The 22060-nt window shown below is 64.5% G+C and carries 13 protein-coding genes; 10 read left to right on the forward strand and 3 right to left on the reverse strand.

Translation table 11 applies throughout. The features are described 5' to 3' along the window. Positions 1-1284: a 4-aminobutyrate--2-oxoglutarate transaminase gene (locus MMB74_RS15580; RefSeq protein WP_277429553.1), complete on the reverse strand. Its 1284-nt coding sequence runs from the start codon at positions 1282-1284 to the stop codon at positions 1-3. Between the two features lie 407 nt (positions 1285-1691). Here MMB74_RS15580 and MMB74_RS15585 point away from each other — a divergent pair, with 407 nt between their 5' ends. The 6 genes from MMB74_RS15585 to MMB74_RS15610 all read left to right on the forward strand — a co-directional run bounded on the left by MMB74_RS15585 (position 1692) and on the right by MMB74_RS15610 (position 13377). After that, positions 1692-2732, forward strand: coding sequence for a M14 family zinc carboxypeptidase (locus tag MMB74_RS15585; RefSeq protein ID WP_277429554.1), 1041 nt, complete (start codon positions 1692-1694; stop codon positions 2730-2732). After that, positions 2729-3520, forward strand: a complete 792-nt coding sequence (locus MMB74_RS15590) for an alpha/beta hydrolase (RefSeq protein WP_277429555.1) — start codon at positions 2729-2731, stop codon at positions 3518-3520. The genes MMB74_RS15585 and MMB74_RS15590 overlap by 4 nt, the downstream gene beginning before the upstream one ends. Positions 3521-3593: 73 nt before the next feature. Then, on the forward strand, positions 3594-8456 hold the full coding sequence (locus tag MMB74_RS15595; RefSeq protein ID WP_277429556.1) for an NAD-glutamate dehydrogenase: 4863 nt from the start codon (positions 3594-3596) through the stop codon (positions 8454-8456). 11 nt (positions 8457-8467) lie between these two features. Further along, the gene (selD, locus tag MMB74_RS15600; RefSeq protein ID WP_277429557.1) at positions 8468-9550 is read left to right on the forward strand and encodes a selenide, water dikinase SelD; all 1083 of its coding nucleotides are present in this window, start codon (positions 8468-8470) and stop codon (positions 9548-9550) included. 131 nt (positions 9551-9681) lie between these two features. Next, positions 9682-12195, forward strand: coding sequence for a mechanosensitive ion channel domain-containing protein (locus tag MMB74_RS15605; protein WP_277429558.1), 2514 nt, complete (start codon positions 9682-9684; stop codon positions 12193-12195). 120 nt (positions 12196-12315) lie between these two features. Beyond that, the gene (locus MMB74_RS15610; protein ID WP_277429559.1) at positions 12316-13377 is read left to right on the forward strand and encodes a purine nucleoside permease; all 1062 of its coding nucleotides are present in this window, start codon (positions 12316-12318) and stop codon (positions 13375-13377) included. Positions 13378-13509: 132 nt separating this feature from the next. Here MMB74_RS15610 and MMB74_RS15615 read toward each other — a convergent pair whose 3' ends face one another. Next, positions 13510-13809 carry a DUF4148 domain-containing protein gene (locus tag MMB74_RS15615; protein ID WP_277429560.1) on the reverse strand — a complete coding sequence of 100 codons (300 nt, stop codon included), beginning with the start codon at positions 13807-13809 and terminating at the stop codon, positions 13510-13512. Between the two features lie 140 nt (positions 13810-13949). Further along, a complete protein-coding gene (locus MMB74_RS15620; RefSeq protein ID WP_277429561.1) occupies positions 13950-14954 on the reverse strand; it encodes a LysR family transcriptional regulator in 1005 nt (334 codons plus the stop codon). A gap of 158 nt (positions 14955-15112) precedes the next feature. Here MMB74_RS15620 and MMB74_RS15625 point away from each other — a divergent pair, with 158 nt between their 5' ends. From MMB74_RS15625 to MMB74_RS15640, 4 genes are all read left to right on the forward strand, one after another. Further along, positions 15113-15958, forward strand: coding sequence for an alpha/beta hydrolase (locus tag MMB74_RS15625; protein ID WP_277429562.1), 846 nt, complete (start codon positions 15113-15115; stop codon positions 15956-15958). Between the two features lie 40 nt (positions 15959-15998). Continuing rightward, positions 15999-17219, forward strand: coding sequence for an efflux RND transporter periplasmic adaptor subunit (locus MMB74_RS15630; RefSeq protein WP_277429563.1), 1221 nt, complete (start codon positions 15999-16001; stop codon positions 17217-17219). Positions 17220-17256: 37 nt separating this feature from the next. After that, positions 17257-20454 carry an efflux RND transporter permease subunit gene (locus tag MMB74_RS15635; protein ID WP_277429564.1) on the forward strand — a complete coding sequence of 1066 codons (3198 nt, stop codon included), beginning with the start codon at positions 17257-17259 and terminating at the stop codon, positions 20452-20454. 104 nt (positions 20455-20558) lie between these two features. Continuing rightward, positions 20559-22001 carry an efflux transporter outer membrane subunit gene (locus MMB74_RS15640; protein ID WP_277429758.1) on the forward strand — a complete coding sequence of 481 codons (1443 nt, stop codon included), beginning with the start codon at positions 20559-20561 and terminating at the stop codon, positions 21999-22001. The last annotated feature ends 59 nt before the right edge of the window (positions 22002-22060 follow it).

Here is a 22060-nt window from a genome sequence, read left to right on the forward strand (position 1 = left end):
TTACGCCATCGTGCCGACGCTTTCCTTCAATGCTTCTTCCAGCAAGCCCAATGCTTCTTCGAATACCGATGTCTCGATGGTGAGCGGAAACAGGAAGCGGATGACGTTGCCATACGTGCCGCAGATGAGCAGCAGCAAACCGCGCTCGAGCGCGCGCGCCTGCACGCGCTTGGCGAACGCCGGGTCCGGCGTGCCGCTGCCGGGCTGCAGGAACTCGGCGGCGACCATAGCCCCCGGCCCGCGCACGTCGGCCAACTGCGGAACATCGGCGCGCAACGCTTCGAGGCGCGCTTTCAGCGTCTCGCCGAGTCGCGTTGCGCGTTCGCACAGGCCTTCTTCGTCGATGACATCGAGCACCGCATGGGCCGAGGCCAGTGCGAGCGGGTTGCCCGCGTACGTGCCGCCGAGCCCGCCCGGCGCGGCCGCGTCCATCAAGTCGGCCCGGCCGACGACGCCCGACAGCGGCATGCCGCCCGCCAAGCTCTTGGCCATCGTCGTCAGATCCGCCGTGACATCGTAGTGTTCCATGGCGAAGAGCTTGCCGGTGCGGGCGAAACCCGTCTGCACCTCGTCGGCGATGAGGACGATGCCGTGCTCGTCGCACAGGCGGCGCAGACCCTGCACGAACTCGGGCGGCGCGACATAAAAGCCGCCTTCGCCTTGCACGGGTTCGAAGATGATCGCGGCAACGCGCGTGGGCTCGATATCGGCTTTCAAAAGGGTCTCGACGGCGCGCAGCGAGTCGGCCGTCGACACGCCGTGAACGGCGTTCGGATAGGGGGCGTGATAAACATCGGACGGGAACGGGCCGAAGCCGATCTTGTACGGCGCGACTTTCCCCGTGAGGGCCATGCCCATCAGCGTACGCCCGTGAAATCCGCCCGCGAACGCGATCACGCCGGGCCGGCCCGTCGCTGCGCGAGCGATCTTCACGGCGTTCTCGACGGCTTCGGCGCCGGTCGTGAAGAAGGCGGTTTTCTTCGGGTAAGCGCCAGGTGCGCGCGCGTTGATCTTTTCGGCCAACTCGACGTACGATGCGTACGGCACGATTTGATACGCCGTGTGCGTGAAGCGGTCCAACTGCTCGCGAATGGCGGCCACGACGCGCGGATGGCGATGGCCCGTGTTGACCACGGCGATGCCCGCGGCGAAATCGATGAAGCGGCGGCCTTCGATGTCCCAAAGCTCGGCATTTTCGGCGCGTGCCGCGTAGAAATCGCACATGACGCCGACGCCGCGCGGCGTGGCGGCGTTCTTACGGGCTTGCAGATCGGAATTCTTCACGGTGTTCTCCTCGTCGTGCCTGATCGATGGTGGCTTGTCGACGGGCCAGCCGCCGACTCGGTACGGCGACTATAACGAGCTTTGGCTCTTAGCTTCAGAACCATTTTCGCTCGAACGATGGAACCACTTTTGCGCGGATCGATCGAGCGAGCCGCTTGGGCGGGAACTCGAGCGCCATCACGCGTTCGCGCACTACCGTGCGGCGGGCTGGACGGGCGTGTCCTGACGCGCCGGCGTTGCCCGGCCGGGCAACGCCCATATCGATGCGACGGCCGCGCGTGCCCGCTCGGCCGCAAAAAAAGGCGCGGCCTCGAACCGAAAAGCCGCGACAAACGGCCTATATTGAGTGAGTCGTGCGTGCCGACGGGCGCGCGCAGTCTTTTCGTTTCTCACTCGGGTTGCCAGCGATGACCGCCGTTCTTTCCTCGTTGCCCGAGACCACCTTCGCCGAATACGAAGCGCTCAAGCAAATTCTCGATGCGGGCAGCCGGCGCATGACGGTGCGCGTCGTGAGCGATGTCAGCGCGTGCGGGCTGAGATTTCCTATTTATGTCGCTACGATGGGCTCGCGCGATCCCAGCGCTCCGGCCATCGGTTTTTTCGCGGGCATTCACGGGCTCGAACGGATCGGCACCCTGCTCGTGCTCGACTACATGCGCGCGTTGATCGGGCGTCTCGAATGGGATGACCTGCTGCACGCCCAACTGAGCGCGATTCGGCTCGTCTTCATGCCGATCGTCAACCCCGGCGGCATGTGGGCGATGCGGCGCTCCAACCTCAATGGCGTCGACCTCATGCGTAACGCGCCGCAGAACGCGGAAGGGCGCGTGCCGTTTCTCGCGGGCGGCCAGCGCATCGGCCCGTGGCTGCCTTGGTACCGCGGGGCGAGGGGCGCGCCGATGGAGCTCGAAGCCGCGACGCTGTTGCGCGTGGTAGAGGAGGAACTCACCTCGCGCCCGCTCAGCATCGCGCTCGATTGCCACTCGGGTTACGGCTTTCATGACAGCATTTGGTTTCCCTACGCCAAATCGACGAAACACATCGAACATCTGCCTGAAATCTTCATGCTCAAGGCGATGTTCGAACAGGCCCACCCGCATCACGGTTACTTATTCGAGCCGCAGAGCAGGCAGTACCTCGCACATGGCGATCTATGGGATTGCGCCTACGACCGTAGCCGTGCGCCGGCGATCTTTCTGCCGCTGACGCTCGAACTCGGCTCGTGGCTCTGGATCAAGAAGAACCCGATGCAGATCTTGCGGCGCGAGGGCATCTTCAATCCGATCAAGGCGCACCGCACCGAGCGCGTGCTGCGCCGTCATACGAACTTGCTCGATTTTCTGGCGCGGGCGGCCTACGCGTCGCCGCGCTGGCTGCCGCAAGGGACGCGTCGTAAGCAATTGATGACGCGCGCCGTCGAGCACTGGTACCGGAGGTCCCGGGCGTGAGCGCATGGATCTTGCTGCGTGGCTTGACGCGCGAGTCGAGGCACTGGGCGGGCCTGCCTGGCCGGTTGCGCGCGAGCGGCCTCGAAGGCGAGATCGTCACCGCAGACTTGCCCGGCAGTGGCCGGCACGCTCATGCGCGGGCGCCGTGGACGATCGCCGCGACGACCGATTTCGTTCGGCGGGCCATCAGAGCGCAGGGTTATGCTCCGCCCTTTCGCGTCGTTGCGCTATCGCTGGGCGCGATGGTGGCGGTCGATTGGGCTCAGCGTTTTCCCGGAGAAATCGAAGGCATGGTGCTCATCAACACGAGCATGGGCCGCCATTGCGGGCCCATGCGGCGGCTGCGGCCGGGCGCTTGGCCTGCAATCGTACGTGCGCTTTGGTATTGGCGCGCGCGGCGTCGCGCGGAAGCGGCGATTCATGGGCTGACCTGCACGCGCATCGACAGTCGCGAGACCGACTTGGACCAATGGACGGCCATCTACGCAAGCGCGCCGCCTTCGCGCACCAATGCGCTGCGCCAATTGCTCGCAGCGGCGCGTTATCGGGGGCCGGCGGCTGCCCCGCGCTGCCCGGTCCTCGTCATCGCTTCGCGCGCCGATGCGCTCGTGCATCCTGCTTGCTCAGCGCAGTTGGCAGCCGCATGGAGCGCGGCCTCGATCGAGCACCCTTGGGCGGGACACGACCTGCCTCACGACGACCCGGCTTGGTTGGCCGGGACGATCGCCGCGTGGGCGGGGCGCGTCTGGGCTCTCACGACTGTCGCGGCCTCGCGCTCGGGCGCATAATCGCGCTCACCGGCCGAGCAGGCCGGGCCTACAGAACATCGTCAAGCATCGTCATCCGCCGCGGAGGGCACCCATGCAAGCGAACAACGAAGAAGCCATCGCCCATCTGCTCGCCGATCTCGTCGAGTATGCGCGCGGACGATGGTCGCCGGACGCATTCGTCCCGCTCGAATCGTTCTTGAGTTTTTACTACGAACTCGTCGATACGCAGGATTTGCAAAGCCGCAGCATCGCCGATCTGTACGGCGCCGCGATGGCGCATTGGCAGACGGCGCAACGATTCGTGCCGGGCGGCGTGGCGGCGCTGCGTGTCTACAACCCCGTGCTCGACGAGCACGGCTGGCATTCCGATCACACGGTGATCGAGATCGTCAACGACGACATGCCGTTTCTCGTGGATTCGGTGACGATGGAGGTCAATCGCTGCGGGCTCACGCTGCATTCGGCGATTCATCCGGTCTATCGCGTGTGGCGCGATGCGCAAGGGGCGATCGTGCGCATCGAGCCGGGCGGTGCGACGAGCGGCGAGGAAGCTTCGACCAACGGCTCGCGCTTGGAATCGTTCATCCACTTCGAGATCGATCGCTGCGGCGACGCGGCCAAGCTCGCGCAATTGCGTTCGAGCATCGCGCGCGTGCTGGGCGACGTGCGCGCGGCGGTCGAAGACTGGCCGAAGATGCAAGCCGTGGCAAAAGAGACGATCAAGGCGTTGGCTGCGCGAGAAAGGAGCGAGGAAACCGAGGAGGCGCGCGCGTTTCTCGAATGGATGGTGGCCGATCACTTCACCTTTCTCGGCTTGCGCGATTACGCGCTCGTGGCGCATGGCGACGATTTTGCGCTGCGGGGCGTGAGCGGCACCGGTGCGGGCATTCTGCGCGACGAACAGAAGCTGGCCGATGCGCCCGATTTGACGCCGCTGCCGAAGGCGGCCGGCGCGATCATCGGCGAAACGATGCCGATCTTCCTGACCAAGGCCAACTCGCGCGCCACCGTGCATAGGCCCGGATACCTCGACTACGTCGGCGTCAAGCTATTCGCCCCTGACGGGAAGCTGATCGGCGAGCGCCGCATGCTCGGTTTGTACACGTCCACGGCCTACACCGATTCGATCAACGAGATTCCGATCGTGCGCCGCAAGTGCGCGAACGTCGTGCGGCGCGCCGGGTTCTTGGCGAAAGGGCATTTGCACAAATCGCTCGTCTCGGTCCTCGAGCAATATCCGCGCGACGAGTTGTTTCAAACGAACGAGGACGAGCTGTACGACATCGCGCTCGGCATCCTGCGTCTGCAAGAGCATCAGCGCACCCGGCTTTTCGTGCGGAGGGACCGCTTCGAGCGCTTCGTGTCGTGCCTGGTTTTCGTGGCGCGCGAAAAGTACAACACCGATTTGCGCCAGCGCATCGCGAAGTTGCTCGGAGGCGCATTCAACGGGACCGGCGTCGAGTTCACGCCGCTCTTGTCAGAGTCGCCGCTCGCGCGCATTCACATCGTCGTGCGCACGAGTAGCGGTGTGCTGCCCGAGGTCGACACCACGGAGTTGGAGAAGCGCCTTGTCCAAGCGACGCGCCGTTGGCAGGACGATCTCGCGGACGCACTGCTCGAACGCTTCGGCGAAGAAGAGGGCAATCGCCTGTTGCAACGCTACGGCGATTCGTTTCCGGCGGGGTATCGCGAAGATTACGTTGCACGCACGGCCGTGCGCGACATCGAACTGATCGAGGCCGCGCAGCGCAGCGAATCGCTTTCCATGAACTTGTATCGGCCGATCGAAGCGGCGCCGCGCGTGTTCCGGTTCAAGGTCTACCGCGTCGGGCAATCGATCGCGCTCTCGCGCAGCTTGCCGATGCTCGAGCACTTGGGCGTGCGTGTCGACGAAGAGCGTCCCTACCTGATCGAGCCGCCCGGCGGCGCGCCGGCATGGGTGCATGATTTCGGCCTCGAATTGAGCGATTCCGTCGAATTCGACATCGAGCGCGTGAAGGCGCTGTTCGAGGAAGCCTTCGCACGCGTATGGGCAGGCGAAGTGGAGAACGACGACTTCAATCGGCTCGTGCTGCGCGCGCAACTCGCGGCCCGCGAAGTGTCGATCTTGCGCGCCTATGCGAAATATCTGCGGCAAGTGGGATCGACATTCAGCGACGCGTATATCGAACGTGCGGTAACGGGCAATCCGGCGCTCGCGCGCGGGCTCGTCGATCTATTCCTCACGCGCTTCGATCCGGCCGTCGGCCCCGCGCGGGCCGAGCGCACCGAACAACTGCTGCAAGGCATCCAAAGCGCCCTCGATCAAGTCCCGAATCTCGACGAAGATCGAATCTTGCGTCAGTTTCTCGGCGTCATCAACGCGACCGTGCGGACGAACTATTTTCGGCGGGATCAGGCGGGCGCGCCGTTGCCGTATCTGTCGTTCAAGCTCGATCCCTCACGCGTGCCGGGGTTGCCCGAACCCAAGCCCATGTTCGAAATCTGGGTGTATTCGCCGCGCGTGGAAGGGGTGCATTTGCGGGGCGGGCGCGTGGCCCGCGGCGGGCTGCGCTGGTCCGATCGGCGCGAGGACTTCCGCACCGAAGTGCTTGGCCTCATGAAGGCGCAGATGGTGAAGAACACGGTAATCGTGCCGGTCGGCTCGAAAGGCGGCTTCGTCGTCAAGAATCCGCCCGCGGGGGGCGATAGAGAAGCGACGCTGCGCGAGGGCATCGCTTGCTATCAAACGTTCTTGCGGGGGTTGCTCGATGTCACCGATAACCGCCAAGGCGGTGCGATCACTCCGCCGCCCGACGTCGTGCGTCACGATACCGACGATCCCTACCTTGTCGTGGCCGCGGATAAGGGCACGGCCACCTTCTCCGACTACGCGAACGCCATCGCGCGCCAGTACGGATTCTGGCTCGACGATGCCTTCGCCTCGGGCGGCTCGGTCGGATACGACCACAAGAAGATGGGCATCACCGCGCGCGGCGCGTGGGAATCCGTGAAACGGCATTTCCGCGAGATGGGGTTCGACACGCAGACGACCGATTTTTCGGTGGTGGGGGTCGGCGATATGTCGGGCGACGTGTTCGGCAACGGTATGCTGCTTTCGCGTCATATTCGGCTCGTCGCCGCGTTCGATCATCGGCACATCTTCCTAGACCCCGATCCGGATCCCGAAACGAGCTTCGTCGAGCGCGAGCGGATGTTCGCGCTCGAACGTTCGAGCTGGGCCGATTACGACCCGGCCAAGATCTCGGCCGGCGGCGGCGTGTTTCCGCGCACGGCCAAAGCGATCTCGATTTCGCCGGCAGTGCGAGCCGTGCTCGGCATCGACGCGGCGGCGCTCGCGCCGAACGAGCTCATTCGCGCCATCCTGCTCGCGCCGGTGGATTTGCTCTACAACGGCGGCATCGGCACCTACGTGAAGGCGACGCGCGAAACGCATGCTCAAGTAGGCGACCGCGCGAACGACGGGGTGCGCGTGAACGGCGCGCAATTGCGTGCCAAAGTCGTCGCGGAAGGCGGCAATCTCGGCCTCACGCAGTTGGGACGCATCGAATTTGCGCAGAAGGGCGGCCGCATAAATACCGATGCGATCGACAATTCCGCCGGCGTCGACTGTTCCGACCACGAGGTGAACATCAAGATCCTGCTCGGCCTCGTGGTGGCCGATGGCGAGATGACGGAGAAGCAGCGCAACGCCTTGCTCGCGGAGATGACCGACGAGGTCGGGCAACTGGTATTGCGCGACAACTACGAGCAGACGCAGGCGTTGTCGATCGCAGGACGCTATGCGCCGCAACTGCTCGAAGCCGAAGCGCGGCTCATGCGCTCGCTCGAACGGCTTGGCCGCCTGAACCGGGCGATCGAGTTCCTTCCGAGCGATGACGACATCGCCGAGCGGCAAGCGGGCGCGCTCGGCCTGACCACGCCCGAGCGCGCCGTCCTGCTTGCCTACAGCAAGATGTGGCTCTACGACGAGCTGCTCGACTCGGACCTGCCCGAGGATGCGCTCGTCGCCGACATGCTGCGCGATTACTTCCCCAAGCCCCTGCAAACGCGCTTCGCCGACGCCGCCGAGCGCCACCCGCTCAAGCGCGAGATTCTCGCGACGCACTTGGCCAACGCGCTCGTCAATCGTGTGGGCTGCACGTTCGTGCATCGGCTGCAAGAGGAGACCGACGCCAAGCCCAGCGACATCGTGCATGCCTGCATCATGGCGCGGGATGTCTTCGATATCGGCGAGCTTTGGTTGCGCATCGACGCGCTCGACAATCGTGTTGCCGATGACGTGCAGGCGCGCATGTTCGTCGACGTCGCGCGGCTCGTCGAGCGCGCGGCGCTCTGGTTCCTGCGACAATTGCAGGCTGCGCAGCTCGCGCGCGATAGTGCGGGCGTCGCGGCGCTGATCGCGCGTTGCCGCGAGGCGGCGGCGCGGCTGGCGCCTCGTTTGCCGGCGCTGTTGCCTAGCGCCGAGCTGGCGGCGCTGGACGAGCGGCGGCGCGCGCTGGAGCAGGCGGGCGTCGACGCCGATCTGGCCGCGCGTGTCGCGAGCGGGGACATTTCAGCGGCCGTGCTCGATATCGCCGAGGTGGCGTCGAGCGCGGCTCAACCGCTGGAACTCGTGGCGGGTGTCTATTTCGCGCTGGGCACCATGCTCGACTACGCGTTCATCAGCGAACGCGCGAGCGCGTTGCCGACGCACACGCATTGGGACATGCTTGCGCGCGCGGCGGCCCTGGCCGAGTTGGCGCGGCTCAAGCGCACGCTGACGGCGAGCGCCCTTGCACATGCGCCCGAGCGCGCATCGACCGACGCCATCGCGGCCGCGTGGCGCGAGCAACGCGCGCCGCAGCTCGAGCGCTTCGCGCGGCTGGTTGCCGAGCAGCGAGCGTCGGGCGGCGCGAGCTTGTCGATGTTGCTCGTGCTCGTACGGGAAATGGCGGTATTGGAACGGAGATGAACAAGTTGGGTATGAACGATCGACACGATGACCACACTGACCACATGCAAGCGCCGCGCTTGACGAGTCTCTCGCACGGAGGCGGATGCGGCTGCAAGATCGCGCCCGGCGTGCTTGCCGAATTGCTGGCGACGCAACCCGCGGCGATGCCGGTCGCGGCGTTTGCCGATCTGCTCGTCGGCCGCGAAACGGCCGACGATGCCGCTGTCTACCGCCTGAACGACGAGCAAGCGATCGTCGCGACGACCGATTTCTTCATGCCGATCGTCGACGATCCATTCGACTTCGGCCGCATCGCCGCGACGAACGCGCTGTCCGATCTCTATGCAATGGGCGCGCGGCCGATTCTCGCCTTGGCGATCGTGGGGATGCCGATCAACGTGTTGCCCCGCGAGACGATCGCGGCGATATTGCGCGGCGGCGAAAGCGTGTGCGCCGATGCGGGCATTCCGATTGCGGGCGGGCACTCGATCGATTCGGTGGAGCCGATCTACGGCTTGGCCGCCCTCGGCGTCGTGCATCCGGCGCGCGTCAAACGCAATTCGACGGCGCGCGAAGGCGATGTGCTGGTGCTCGGCAAGCCGCTTGGCGTCGGCGTTTTGTCTGCGGCTTTGAAGAAAGGCGAACTGGACGAACGCGGCTATGCGGCGATGATCGAGTCGACGACGCGGCTCAATCGCCCGGGCATCGCGCTCGCCGAATTGCCCGGCGTCCATGCGCTGACCGACGTGACGGGCTTCGGGTTGCTTGGGCACGTGCTCGAATTGGCGCGTGGCGCCAATCTCGGCATTCGTCTGCACTATGGGGCGTTGCCGCTGCTCGCCGGCGTCGAAGCGTTGGCCGCGCGCGGGATCGTGACGGGCGCATCGGCGCGTAATTGGAACTCGTACGGCGCCGACATCGACCTGAACGCGCAATTGCCCGATGTGGCACGTTCATTGCTGACCGATCCCCAGACTTCGGGCGGCCTGCTTGCGGCGTGTGCACCGGACGCTGTCGAAGCGGTGCTCGCTTGCTTTCACGCCGACGGTTTCGCCGATGCGGCGGTGATTGGCGAAGTCGTCGGCGGGCAAGCGCGCGTCAGCGTGGTGTGATGGCCGGCGTGGGGTTGCGGCGAAGATTCAGGGATCGTTCAGGTGAGAACGAAGTCAGATGAGGATCGCGCGAGCGGTGGGCTCTACGCCGTGCTCGCGATCCGTCGTTGCTGTTTCTTCCTCACGTATCTATGCGCAAATCCACGTTTCTCGGCCTTTTATTCCTCCTGTTTTGTCTATCGATTACCGCTCGGGCGGCGCCGGCGTCGACGCCCGCCGCGGCTGAGCCGGTCTCGAATCCTTCCACCGTCGCACTGAGCCCCGAACAGGCCAAGCACGCATTGCAAGTGCTTGGCGACCCCAAATCGCGAGCTCAAATGGAGGACACGCTGCGCGCCATCGCAGCAGCGGGCGCATTGGCGACCCCTCCGGCAGCAAGCGCGCCCGCGGCCGCGCCGGCCAGCGGTGCGTCTGCCGTCTTGGCCGCGATCACGTCGAACGGGCTCGTCTCGCAGGTATCTCGCCAGACCGTCCGAGGCATTCGAGCGATCGCCACCTCATTGCGTCACTCGGCGGCCGCTTTGCTCGATATACGTTCGGTTCGCGCGTGGTGGGTCTACGAAATGACGAGCAAGGAAGGGCGCGCGCAACTCGAACAGCTTGCATGGACCCTTGCCGCGACGTTCGTGCCGGCCTGGCTCGTGAGCTGGCTCTGCTCACGGCTGCTGCGAAAGCGCGTTCGAGCGTTGGCGACGGGCGGAGCCGAACCGCCTCGCGCGTCCGGCATGGACAATGGCGCTGAAAGCGGGCCGGCTGCCTCCGCCAATGCCCGGGCAGATGCCCGGGCCGATTCCACGGTCCGGCATTTCAACGCGAACGTGCCTGCGGCGAACATCGACGAGCATGCGATGCGCGCGGCGCGCAGCGGGCGCGACGCGGCGCATGCCGGGCGCCATTGGTCCGTGCTGCAGCGGCTGCCGTATGCGTTGCTGCGTACGTTTCTCGAAGCGATTCCGCTTGCCGCGTTCATCGGCGTGGCGATCGTCGCCATGTCGTTATTGACGGACGACGGCACGCCCGAGGCCGATGTCGTCGAGACGGTGATCGAAATCTACGTCATCGCGCGCGCCGTGGTGCTGGCGAGCGCGTTCCTGTTCGCGGACGATGCGCCGAGGCTGCGCATGCTGCCGCTTGGCGACGCGTGGGCTGCATTCGGGCAAAACTGGGTATTGCGGCTCGTGGTCGTGCTGGGCATCGGCGTTGCGCTGGCCGAAACGCCGGTGCCGCTGGGCCTCACGGCCGAAGCGCACTTGGGCATCGCGAAGGTGGTGGCGCTGGCGGGCCACGTGATGATCGCAATGCTGATCTTGCAGATTCGCCGCCCCGTGGCGGACTGGCTGAGAACGAAAGCCGCCGCTTCGCGCGTGCTGCGCTTCTTCGGGAATTGGTTGGCCGACATATGGGCGCCGCTCGCCGTATTCCTCGTCATGGCGCTTTGGTTCATTTGGGCGCTCGACGTGCGCAACGGCTACCAAGCGCTGCTCGAGCACGTCGGTTTTTCATTGCTGATTCTTATCGGCGCGCGCGTCGTCGCCATCGTCACGTTTGGCATTCTCGGGCGCATGTTCGGCAATCAGAACGGCGGGACCGCCTCGGTCGCGTTGCAGCGTGCCCAGCGGTACTACCCCATGCTGCGCCGCTTGATCTGGCTCGCCATCCTCGTTACGGCCGCCTCGCTGGTGCTGTGGGTGTGGAACGTCCACATCTGGCATGCGTTCACGAGCAACTTCGTGGGGCGCCGGGTCGCATCGGCTTGCACGACGATCGCCATTGCCGTGCTGGTCGCATTGCTCGTCTGGGAATCGATCAACGTGTCGATCGAGCGACGGCTGCACCGGTGGACCGACGCCGGGGATCTGATGCGGGCGGCGCGCTTACGCACGCTGTTGCCGATGCTTCGATCCTCATTGCTGTTCGGAATCGGGCTCATCGTGGGCTTGACGGGCTTGAGCGAGCTCGGCGTCAACATCGGGCCGCTATTGGCCGGCGCGAGCGTGCTCGGCGTAGCGCTCGGCTTGGGTGCGCAAAAAGTCGTGCAGGATTTCCTCACCGGCACGTTCCTCTTGATGGAAAACGCCATGCAAGTCGGCGATTGGGTCACGCTGGCGGGGCTATCGGGAACGGTCGAATACTTGTCGATTCGTACGGTGCGCCTGCGCGGCGGGGACGGTGCGCTGCACACCATACCGTTTAGCTCCGTGTCGACCGTGAGCAATTCGAACCGCGGGCTCGGCAATGCGGCCGTGAAGGTAAGCATTGCCTATGGGCAAGACATCGATCTTGCGGTGCGTACGCTGAACGAGATCGGGGCGGGCTTGCGCGAAGACCCGGCATTCAAGGACGGCATCGTCGGCGACTTCAGCTTCTGGGGCGTCGATCAGGTGGACGGCTCGATGGTCACGCTGCTGGGTCAAATGCAATGCCGCGATACGGCGCGTTGGCCGACGCAGCGCGAGTTCAACCGGCGCATCGCCGAGACCTTCCGCGAGCGCGGCATCGTCATTGCCAATCCGTTGCGCAATGTGTTGGTGCCGGGCGAAGCCCATCAGCCGGTCGCAGATAGCGCAGCGCAGACCGATGGCGCGAACGACGGCGCGCAGGCACGCCGTCCCGAACCCGACAAGAAGCCTTCGGCTCACCCATGACGAGCGATGAGCGCGCCTCTATACTGACGCGCGCAGCACCGGCATTCGCATCAGTAGGAGTATCGGTATCAGCTTCAGCGAGCGGTTCTCTCCAACAAGTCACGAATCCAAGGAGTGCCCATGCATACTCGCACCATCGCCTCGATCGGCGCGATCGCGCTGACCGCCTGCGCGACGACAGCCTCGGTCGCGCAGGATAACGACGCCGCCTTTGCCGAATCGGGCGCGCACGGTAGGCACGTGAAGGTCATGATCATTTCGATGTTCGCGCCGGAAGGACAAGTCTGGCTCGACCACCTGGGCCCATGGGAAGCAATTCCCGTCGCCGGGCTCTCGCCCGACTACCCGGACGTGCATTGCAACAAGCAAGACATCTGCGTGATGACCACCGGCATGGGCCATGCGAACGCGGCTGCCTCGACCATGGCCCTGACATTCTCGCCGCGCTTCGACCTGCGCCACACGTACTTCATGATTGCCGGCATCGCCGGTATCGACCCGGCCCAAGGGACGCTCGGGTCGGCGGCGTGGGCGAAATACCTCGTCGATTTCGGCATTCAATGGGAACTCGACGGGCGCGAAATCCCGCCGGGATGGAATACCGGTTATCTCGGCATCAATACGACGAGCCCGACGCAAAAACCGCCGCTCGATTACAAAACCGAGGTGTTCCAACTGAACGCGAAGCTGGCCGATGCCGCTTTTGCGCTCTCGCGCAACGTCGTGCTGACCGACAGCGCGCAGGCGCAGGCGGCCAGAGCGAAGTACAGCTACGCGCCCGCGAACCAGCCGCCATCGGTGATCCAATGCGACACCTTGGCGGGCGACACGTGGTTCTCGGGCACCGATCTAGGCCAACGCGCGCGCGATTGGACCAAAATCATGACGGACGGCAAAGGCACGTACTGCACCACCCAGCAGGAAGACAACGCAACCTACGAGGCGCTGACTCGCGCGGCCAATGCCCATCGCGTGGACCTCTCGCGCGTTGCCGTTCTGCGCACGGGTTCGGATTTCGATCGTCCGTACGACGGTCAGACGAGCGTTGACAATCTGCTCAACTACCAAGCGCAGGGCGGTTTCCCGCTGGCGATCGCGAACCTGTATGCGACGGGCAACCCGCTCGTGCAGGAAATTGCGACGCATTGGGGGCAATGGCGCAACGGCGTGCCGCAACGCTGAGGGCGCCGGCCGCGGCGGCGTTGCGCCGCTGCGGCCGAAACGGCGTCCAAACGGGCGCGTCGCTGTCCCAATGATCGAGCACGGAAGGCGATACGTCGAACATATAGGATCCCTTTAAGTTAGGACTGCTAATTATTCACCGGCGCGGGCGAGATCGACGCCGGCATTGCGATCCTCGCGCTGTGCCACGCGGGCCGCTTGCGTTTGACCTTCGAGGCTCAAGCTCGGATAGCTTTGCTTGTTCAGCGACGGCAACGTGCCGTCTTGCCGGGCAGCGACGAGTTCCGCGCGAACTTGATCACGGGTTTTCGTGCTGGTGCCGAGCCACGATTGATCTTGATACGAGCCGTTGTGGCCGATGCCGCCATCGGCAAATGCGGCCGTGCTGGCGAAGAGGGAAACGAAAAGTGCTGCTGCGAGAGTGCGCTTCATGATTTGCTCCTGTCTTGTTGGGTGCGGCGCCGATGATCGGCGTCGCGACAGAAGCAAATGTAGGCTCAGGCGGAATCAGGATAAACCCGAATTTGACGAAATGATTTGTCGGTGCGGCAAAACAATCGGCGCCGTCGACCTCACACCACCCACTCCGTGAGAACGGGCGTGTCGAGCGCCGGGGCGCTTTCGCGTTCCTCGAGGGTGCGCTTGCTGCAAGGGGTATCGAGGCTTTGACGGCCGCTCAGCAACGGGCAGCGGTCGAACACCTCGGCGATCCAGTCGACGAAAACGCGCACCTTCGGCGAGAGATGGCGGCTGTGCGGGTAGACCGCCGAAATCGGCATCGGCAGCGGTTTCCACGCGGGCAGCACTTCCTTGAGCGCACCGGAGCGCAAATGCGGCAGGACCATGAACAGCGGCGCTTGGATCAGGCCGAAGCCTTCGAGGGCGCAGGTCACATAAGCCTCGGCGTCGTTGACGGACACGGAGCCGGGCATCTTCACCTCGACTTCCTTGCCGTCGACGAGAAAGTCGAAGTTGATGATCCGGCCCGTTCTGCTCGAAAAGTAATTGACCGCTTGGTACTGGCCCAATTCATCGATGGTCTGCGGCTCGCCCGCGCGCGCGAGATAGTCGGGGGCGGCGCAAGTCACGCCCTCGAACAAACCGATGCGGCGCGCGACCAGCGAAGAATCGGCCAACGCGCCGACGCGCACCACGCAGTCCACGCCCTCCTGCAGCAAGTCGACGGGGCGATCGGAGAAACCGAGCTGCAGGTCGATATCGGGGTAGCGCTGATGGAATTCGCAGAGCCCGGGAATGACGACCGTGCGCCCGAGCGCGCCGGGCATGTCGACGCGCAACTTGCCGTGAGGCTTCTTGCTGCCGTTCTGCAGGCTGCTTTCGGTTTCGTCGACGTCCGCCAAAATGCGCACGCAGCGTTCATAATAAGCGGCGCCATCGGGCGTGAGGCTCAGCCGCCGTGTCGTGCGGTGCATGAGCCGTACGCCCAGGTACGCTTCGAGGTTCTGGATGATCGTGGTAACGGACGCGCGCGGCAGGTCGAGCGTTTCCGCAGCCTTCGTGAAGCTGTTCGTGTCGACCACACGCGTGAAGACCTGCATGGCCTGAAGCCGATCCATCGTCGTTCTCCGGAATACTCCCGCCGACTGTCCCAAGTAATGAGAACAATTGTTCGGGCGCGGTGAATTGTGTTGCCGGATTATAGGCATTTATCGCCGAGTCTGCCGAACGCACAATTCGCATCATTCTGAAACTGTCGCGCTTTGCGCGTTCGATCATGCGAACTACGCATTCCCGTGGGATTTCCGCGGGATCGCCTTGGGGCACGGATCCGCTCGAGGTCAATGAGGTCCGGATTGCCGGATATGAGAGCAATATACCGCTGCGGCTTTATCGCCGGGCCGGTGTACGCTCATTGCCGGTCATGCTTTATTTTCATGGTGGCGCTTTCGTTAGCGGTTCGCTGGACGATGCCGAATTTGCGGCACGCTATTTTGCGGAACATCTATCGGTATTGGTCATATCCGTAGGCTATTCGCTCGCGCCGAAGCATCCGTTTCCCGCAGCGCTCGAGGACGCCTACCGCGCAGCCCGCTGGGTGGACGGGTCGGGCCGGGCGATCGGCGGCGACGGCAAGCGGCTGTTGGTGGCAGGGCATTGCGCGGGCGGGCATATCGCCAACGGTCTCGCATTCGTCGCACGAGATCGCGGCGACGTGGGCATCGCGGCGCAAGCGCTGTTCAGCCCAATGCTCGATCCGAGCATGACGTGCCTAGCCGACGAGCGCCAAGTGGCGTCCGACATCACGCCGCGTCAGTGTCTGGCGAGCTACCGCGCCTACCTGCCGCAAGCGTCGCAACGGTTGCATCCCTACGCCGCGCCGCTCGAATCGAGGCGGCTCGCGGGGTTGCCGCCGGCTTTCATCGCGACGGCGCGCAACGACGTGCTGCACGTCGAAGCGGAAACCTACGCCGCTCGCCTGATCGGCGCCGGCGTGCCGACGCAGGTTATGCGCTACTCAAATGCAACACATGAGCGGATCGCGTACGATCCGCAAGCTTTGCAAGACGCCGCGCGCTTCTTCGAGCGTCACCTCGAACCGCGCGCTGTCACGATCGGTTGACCAGAAACGTCATACAACAACACCACACCGGAGCCTCGTCATGCCAAAGAAGTCTCTTTCTCGTACTCGCATCGCCTACGCCGTCCTTGCCGTGGCTGCGGTGGCCGGCATCGGTGCGTTCAGCGCGATTCGCGTCAACGCCAGCGCGCCCGCGCAAGCCGCGCCGATGGCGCCCGAGGTCGATGTCGCCTCGGTCCTGAACAAGACCGTCACCGATTGGCAAAGCTATTCGGGCCGTCTCGAAGCCGTCGATAGAGTGGACGTCCGCCCGCAAGTCTCGGGCACGATCGTGTCGGTCGACTTCAAAGACGGCGCGCTCGTCAAGAAAGGCCAAACGCTGTTCGTGATCGACCCGCGTCCGTACGCGGCCGAAGTCGATCGCGCGAAAGCTCAGCTCGCCGCGGCCAAGGCGCGCGAGAGCTACGCGCAGACCGATTGGCAACGCGCGCAGCGTCTGATGGCGGACAACGCGATCGCCAAGCGCGACTACGATGAAAAGCAGAACAATGCCCTCGGTGCGGCTGCGGACGTGAAGGCGGCGCAAGCAGCGCTCGAAGCCGCGCAGATCAATCTCGGCTATACGAGGATCGTCGCGCCAGTGGCGGGACGCGTTTCCCGAGCTGAGATCACAGTTGGCAACGTCGTGTCGGCAGGCGCGAATGCGGCGCCGTTGACGACGCTCGTCTCGGTTTCGCCGATCTACGCGTCGTTCGACGTCGACGAGCAGACGTATCTGCAATACATCGGCCGTGCCCGGAGCGGGGTGAACGTGCCGGTGGAACTGGGACTGGCGAACGAAACCGGCTACTCGCGCAAGGGCGCGATCGCCTCGGTCGACAACCGGCTCGATACGTCGTCGGGCACCATTCGCGTGCGTGCGCGCTTCGACAACCCGGACGGCACCTTGGTGCCCGGCCTTTACGCGCGCGTCAAGGTGGGCGGCGGGCAGCCGCATCCCGCGCTGCTGATCGACGAAGCCGCCATCGGCACGGATCAGGACAAGAAGTACGTGCTCGTCGTCGACAAGAAGGGCGCCGTGGCGTACCGCGAGGTCAAGCTCGGTGCATTGCACGGCAACTTGCGCGTGATCACGGCCGGGCTCTCGGCCGACGAGCGCATCGTCGTGAATGGCGTGCAGCGCGTACGTCCGGGCCAAACGGTGCGTGCGCACATGGTGCCGATGACCGACGATCCGTCCAGCAATGGTAGCGCGAGCGCCGATGCGGGCCAGGCAGGCGCGGCCCAATCGACGAATTCCTGAGCTTTAGCTTCGACTCAAAGCACACTCAGAACGCCACATGAACATTTCAAAATTTTTCATCGACCGACCTATCTTCGCGGGGGTGTTGTCGGTCCTGATCCTGCTGGCCGGCGTCATTTCGCTGTTTCAGCTGCCGATCTCCGAATACCCCGAAGTGGTGCCGCCCTCGGTCATCGTTCACGCCCAGTATCCGGGCGCGAATCCGAAGGTGATCGCCGAGACCGTGGCCTCGCCGCTCGAAGAGCAGATCAACGGCGTCGAGAACATGCTCTACATGCAGGCGCAGGCGAACAGCGACGGCAACATGACGTTGACCGTCACGTTCAAGCTGGGAACCGACCCCGACAAGGCGCAGCAACTCGTGCAGAACCGCGTGTCGCAAGCGATGCCGCGCCTGCCGGACGACGTGCAACGTCTCGGCGTGACGACGATCAAGAGCTCGCCTACGTTGACGATGGTCGTCCACTTGATCTCGCCGGACAACCGCTACGACATGACGTATCTGCGCAACTACGCGTTGCTCAACGTCAAGGACCGGCTCGAGCGTATCGCGGGCGTCGGCCAAGTGCAGTTGTGGGGCGCGGGCGACTACGCGATGCGGATCTGGCTCGATCCGAACAAGCTGGCTGAGCGCAACTTGACGGCGAACGACGTCGTCAGCGCCATTCGCGAGCAGAACGTGCAAGTGGCGGCTGGCGTGATCGGCGGCTCGCCGTCCTCGCCGGACGTGCCGCTGCAATTGTCGGTGAATGCGCGCGGCCGCTTGCAGACCGAATCGCAGTTCGGCGCCATCGTCATCAAAAGCTCTCCCGACGGCGGCGTGACGTATTTGCGTGACGTCGCGCGCGTGGAGTTGGCCGCATCCGAGTACGGTCTGCGCTCGTTGCTCGACAACAAGCCGGCCGTCGCGCTCGGTATCAATCAGCAGCCTGGCGCCAATTCGCTCGCGATCTCCGATCAAGTGCGCAAAGACATGGCCGAGCTGAAGAAGGATTTCCCGGCCGGCGTGGACTACGACATCGTCTACGATCCGACGCAGTTCGTGCGCTCGAGCATCGAAGCGGTAATCCATACGCTGCTTGAAGCGATCACGCTGGTCGTCATCGTCGTGATCGTGTTCTTGCAGACGTGGCGTGCATCGATCATTCCGCTCGTCGCGGTGCCGGTGTCGATCGTCGGGACGTTCTCGCTGCTGCTCGCATTCGGATTCTCGATCAATGCGTTGTCGCTGTTCGGGATGGTGCTTGCCATCGGTATCGTGGTCGACGATGCGATCGTCGTGGTCGAAAACGTCGAGCGCAACATCTCGGCGGGCTTGAGTGCGAGGGCCGCCACCTATCGGGCGATGCGAGAGGTGAGCGGGCCGATCATCGCCATTGCGTTGACACTGGTTGCCGTGTTCGTGCCGCTTGCGTTCATGAGCGGATTGACCGGCCAGTTCTATAAGCAATTCGCGATGACGATCGCGATCTCGACGGTGATCTCCGCATTCAACTCGTTGACGCTGTCGCCGGCGCTGTGCGCGATCTTGCTACGCGGGCACGATGCGCCCAAAGATTGGCTCACGCGCGCGATGGACCGCGTGCTCGGCGGATTCTTCAGGCAGTTCAACAAGGTGTTCAAGCGCGGCTCGCAGTCGTATGGCCGCGGCGTGACGCGCGTGCTCGGCCGCAAATCGCTGATGCTCGGCGTCTATGCGGTGCTCGTAGGCGCGACTTTGCTCGTCACGCACGTCGTGCCGGGCGGCTTCGTGCCGGCGCAAGACAAGGAGTATCTGATCGCGTTCGCGCAGTTGCCGAACGGGGCCACGCTCGATCGGACGGAGGGCATCATCCGTGAAATGGGCGACATGGCGATGAAGCAACCGGGCGTCGAGCATGCGGTGGCGTTCCCCGGCTTGTCGGTGAACGGCTTCACGAACAGCTCGAGCGCGGGCATCGTGTTCGTGACGCTCAAGCCCTTCAAGGATCGCGGTTCGAGGGCGTTGTCGGCCGGGGCCATTGCAGGCGCGTTGAACCAAAAGTACGCGGGCATCAAAGGTGCATTCGTGGCAGTGTTCCCGCCGCCGCCCGTGCTCGGCCTGGGCACGCTCGGAGGGTTCAAGCTGCAGCTGGAAGATCGCGGTGCGCTCGGCTATGCGCAGCTCGACGAAGCGACGCAGGCGTTCATCAAGCGCGCGCACGAAGCGCCCGAGCTCGGCCCGCTGTTCACGAGCTACCAGATCAACGTGCCGCAGTTGAACGTCGATCTCGACCGGGTGAAAGCCAAGCAGCTCGGCGTGTCGGTGACCGACATCTTCAATACGATGCAGATCTATCTGGGCTCGCTGTATGTGAACGACTTCAACCGTTTCGGCCGCGTTTATCAGGTGCGCGTGCAAGCCGATGCGCCGTTCCGCGCGCACCCGGACGATATCTTGCAGTTGAAGACGCGCAACGCCGCGGGCGAGATGGTGCCGCTCTCGTCGGTCGTGAAGGTGTCGCCCACGTTCGGTCCCGAGATGGTGGTTCGCTACAACGGCTATACGGCGGCCGACATCAACGGCGGCCCGGCGCCGGGCTACTCGTCGGATCAAGCGCAGAACGCGATCGCGCGCATCGCCAAGGAAACGCTGCCGCGCGGCGTGAGCTTCGAATGGACCGACCTGACGTATCAGCAGGTGCTGGCCGGCAATTCGGCGATCTGGGTGTTCCCGATCAGCGTGCTGCTCGTGTTCCTCGTGCTTGCCGCGTTGTACGAGAGCTTGACGTTGCCGCTTGCGGTCATTTTGATCGTGCCGATGAGCGTGCTGTCCGCGCTAACGGGGGTGTGGCTGCTGCGTGGCGACAACAACATCTTCACGCAGATCGGCTTGATGGTGCTGGTGGGATTGGCGTCCAAGAACGCGATTCTGATCGTCGAGTTCGCGCGTGAGTTGGAGCACGATGGCCGTACGCCGATCGCGGCCGCGATCGAAGCGAGCCGGCTGCGACTGCGTCCGATCTTGATGACGTCGATCGCATTCATCATGGGCGTCGTGCCGCTCGTGCTATCGACGGGCGCCGGCTCTGAAATGCGTCATGCGATGGGTATCGCCGTGTTCTTCGGGATGCTGGGCGTCACGCTGTTCGGCCTGATGTTGACGCCGGTGTTCTACGTCGTGCTGCGCAAGCTGGCCGGTGGCACGATCCACGTCGCGGGCAAGGACTCGAAGAAAGACACGGACGTCGACGAACCCGCGCTGTCGGATGCTTGAGGCTTAGAGGAAAAACAATGAAACGAATGGATTCGGTTGCCGCAAGCGCGCGTGACAAAAGCGCGAAACGCCTGGCGCTGCGGGTGTTGGCGGGCAGTCTGTTGATGACGCTGGTGGCGGCCTGCTCGGTGGGGCCGACTTACAAACGGCCCGATGTCGATACCCCGCAGGCGTTCAAGGAAGCGCCGCTGCCCGCTTCCGAAGCGGGCACGTGGAAGAGTGCGCAGCCATCGGAAGCGATGCAGCGCGGCCAATGGTGGACGATTTTCAACGATGAGACGCTGAACAAGCTCGAAGACGAAGCGCTATCGGCGAATCAAGATTTGAAGGCGGCCGCCGCGCGCGTGCGCGAGTCGCGCGCGGGGCTCGACGCCGCCCGTTCGGCTTGGTTCCCCGAACTCGGCGTGGGTTTCGGTCCGACGCGCGAGCGCTCATCGCCGGCTTCGCAAGGGCTGCCGCAGAACGCGTACGTGCCTCCCGTCACGCTATGGCGTGCGCAGTCGACAGTATCGTACGAGGCGCCTTTGTTCGGCCGCGTGAGCGATAACGTCGCCGCTAGCCGCGCCGATTCGCAGCAGAGCGAAGCACTGTTCCGCTCCGTGCAGTTGGCGTTGCAGGCCGATGTCGCATCGAACTACTTCTCGTTGCGCGAGCTCGACGCGGAGCAAGACCTGTATCGCCGCACGGTGACGTTGCGCGAAGAAGGGCTCAAGCTCGTCAAGCATCGCTACGACGCCGGTGAAGTCAGCGAGCTCGATCTTCAGCAAGCGACCAATTCGCTCGCGAGTGCGAAGGCCGACGCAGCAGGCATTGCTCGGCAGCGCGCCGCGTCGGAACACGCGCTCGCCGTGTTGCTCGGCAAGCCGCCCGCGGAGTTTTCGTTTTCGCAGCAGCCGCTCGAACGCGTGCTCGCGCGCGTGCCGGCCGGGTTGCCGTCCTCACTGCTCGAACGCCGGCCCGATATCGCCGCTGCCGAGCGGGCGATGGCCGCCGCGAATGCTCGCGTGGGGCTGGCCAAATCGGCGTTCTTTCCGCAGCTCGATATCACGGGGGCGTTCGGCTATGAGGCGTCCGGCTTGAGCCAGCTGTTCAACTGGTCGAGCCGCACGTTCTTGCTGGGGCCATTCGCGGGTACCGCACTGACGCTGCCGATCTTCGACGGCGGCCGCCGCAAGGCTGATCTGACGCGGGCGAGGGCGCAATACGACGAGCAAGTGGCGAACTACCGTCAGCAGGTGCTCAACGCGTTCCGCGAAGTCGAAGATAGCCTGGCCGATCTGCGATTGCTCGACGATCAGATCAAGGCGCAAAACGACGCGGTCAACGCGGCGGCGCGTGCGCAGCATCTGTCTGAAGCGCAGTATCGCGAAGGGCAGGTCAACTATCTCGACGTGCTCGATAGCCAGCGCACGGTGTTGTTGGCGCAACGTCAGGCGAGCCAGTTGGCCGGTGCGCAGGCGGTGGCGACGGTCAGTCTCATTCGCGCGCTTGGCGGCGGCTGGGGCGATCCCAAGCCGGCCGATACGCAGCAGGTTGCCAAGCGGTGATGCGGTGTGCCGCTCGCGCGCAAGCGGGCGCGGGCGGCGCGTCTTGAGTTGAGGGAGCG

Source organism: Trinickia sp. Y13 (assembly GCF_029522115.1).
Taxonomy (GTDB): domain Bacteria; phylum Pseudomonadota; class Gammaproteobacteria; order Burkholderiales; family Burkholderiaceae; genus Trinickia.

What these genes read in the sequence shown, in the direction of transcription:
- MMB74_RS15585 (WP_277429554.1), top strand. Translation starts at nt 1,692, where the DNA reads ATGACCGCCGTTCTTTCCTCGTTGCCCGAGACCACCTTCGCCGAATAC.
- MMB74_RS15595 (WP_277429556.1), top strand. Translation starts at nt 3,594, where the DNA reads ATGCAAGCGAACAACGAAGAAGCCATCGCCCATCTGCTCGCCGATCTC.
- selD (WP_277429557.1), top strand. Translation starts at nt 8,468, where the DNA reads ATGAACGATCGACACGATGACCACACTGACCACATGCAAGCGCCGCGC.
- MMB74_RS15605 (WP_277429558.1), top strand. Translation starts at nt 9,682, where the DNA reads ATGCGCAAATCCACGTTTCTCGGCCTTTTATTCCTCCTGTTTTGTCTA.
- MMB74_RS15610 (WP_277429559.1), top strand. Translation starts at nt 12,316, where the DNA reads ATGCATACTCGCACCATCGCCTCGATCGGCGCGATCGCGCTGACCGCC.
- MMB74_RS15615 (WP_277429560.1), bottom strand. Translation starts at nt 13,809, where the DNA reads ATGAAGCGCACTCTCGCAGCAGCACTTTTCGTTTCCCTCTTCGCCAGC.
- MMB74_RS15620 (WP_277429561.1), bottom strand. Translation starts at nt 14,954, where the DNA reads ATGGATCGGCTTCAGGCCATGCAGGTCTTCACGCGTGTGGTCGACACG.
- MMB74_RS15625 (WP_277429562.1), top strand. Translation starts at nt 15,113, where the DNA reads ATGCGAACTACGCATTCCCGTGGGATTTCCGCGGGATCGCCTTGGGGC.
- MMB74_RS15630 (WP_277429563.1), top strand. Translation starts at nt 15,999, where the DNA reads ATGCCAAAGAAGTCTCTTTCTCGTACTCGCATCGCCTACGCCGTCCTT.
- MMB74_RS15635 (WP_277429564.1), top strand. Translation starts at nt 17,257, where the DNA reads ATGAACATTTCAAAATTTTTCATCGACCGACCTATCTTCGCGGGGGTG.
- MMB74_RS15640 (WP_277429758.1), top strand. Translation starts at nt 20,559, where the DNA reads ATGACGCTGGTGGCGGCCTGCTCGGTGGGGCCGACTTACAAACGGCCC.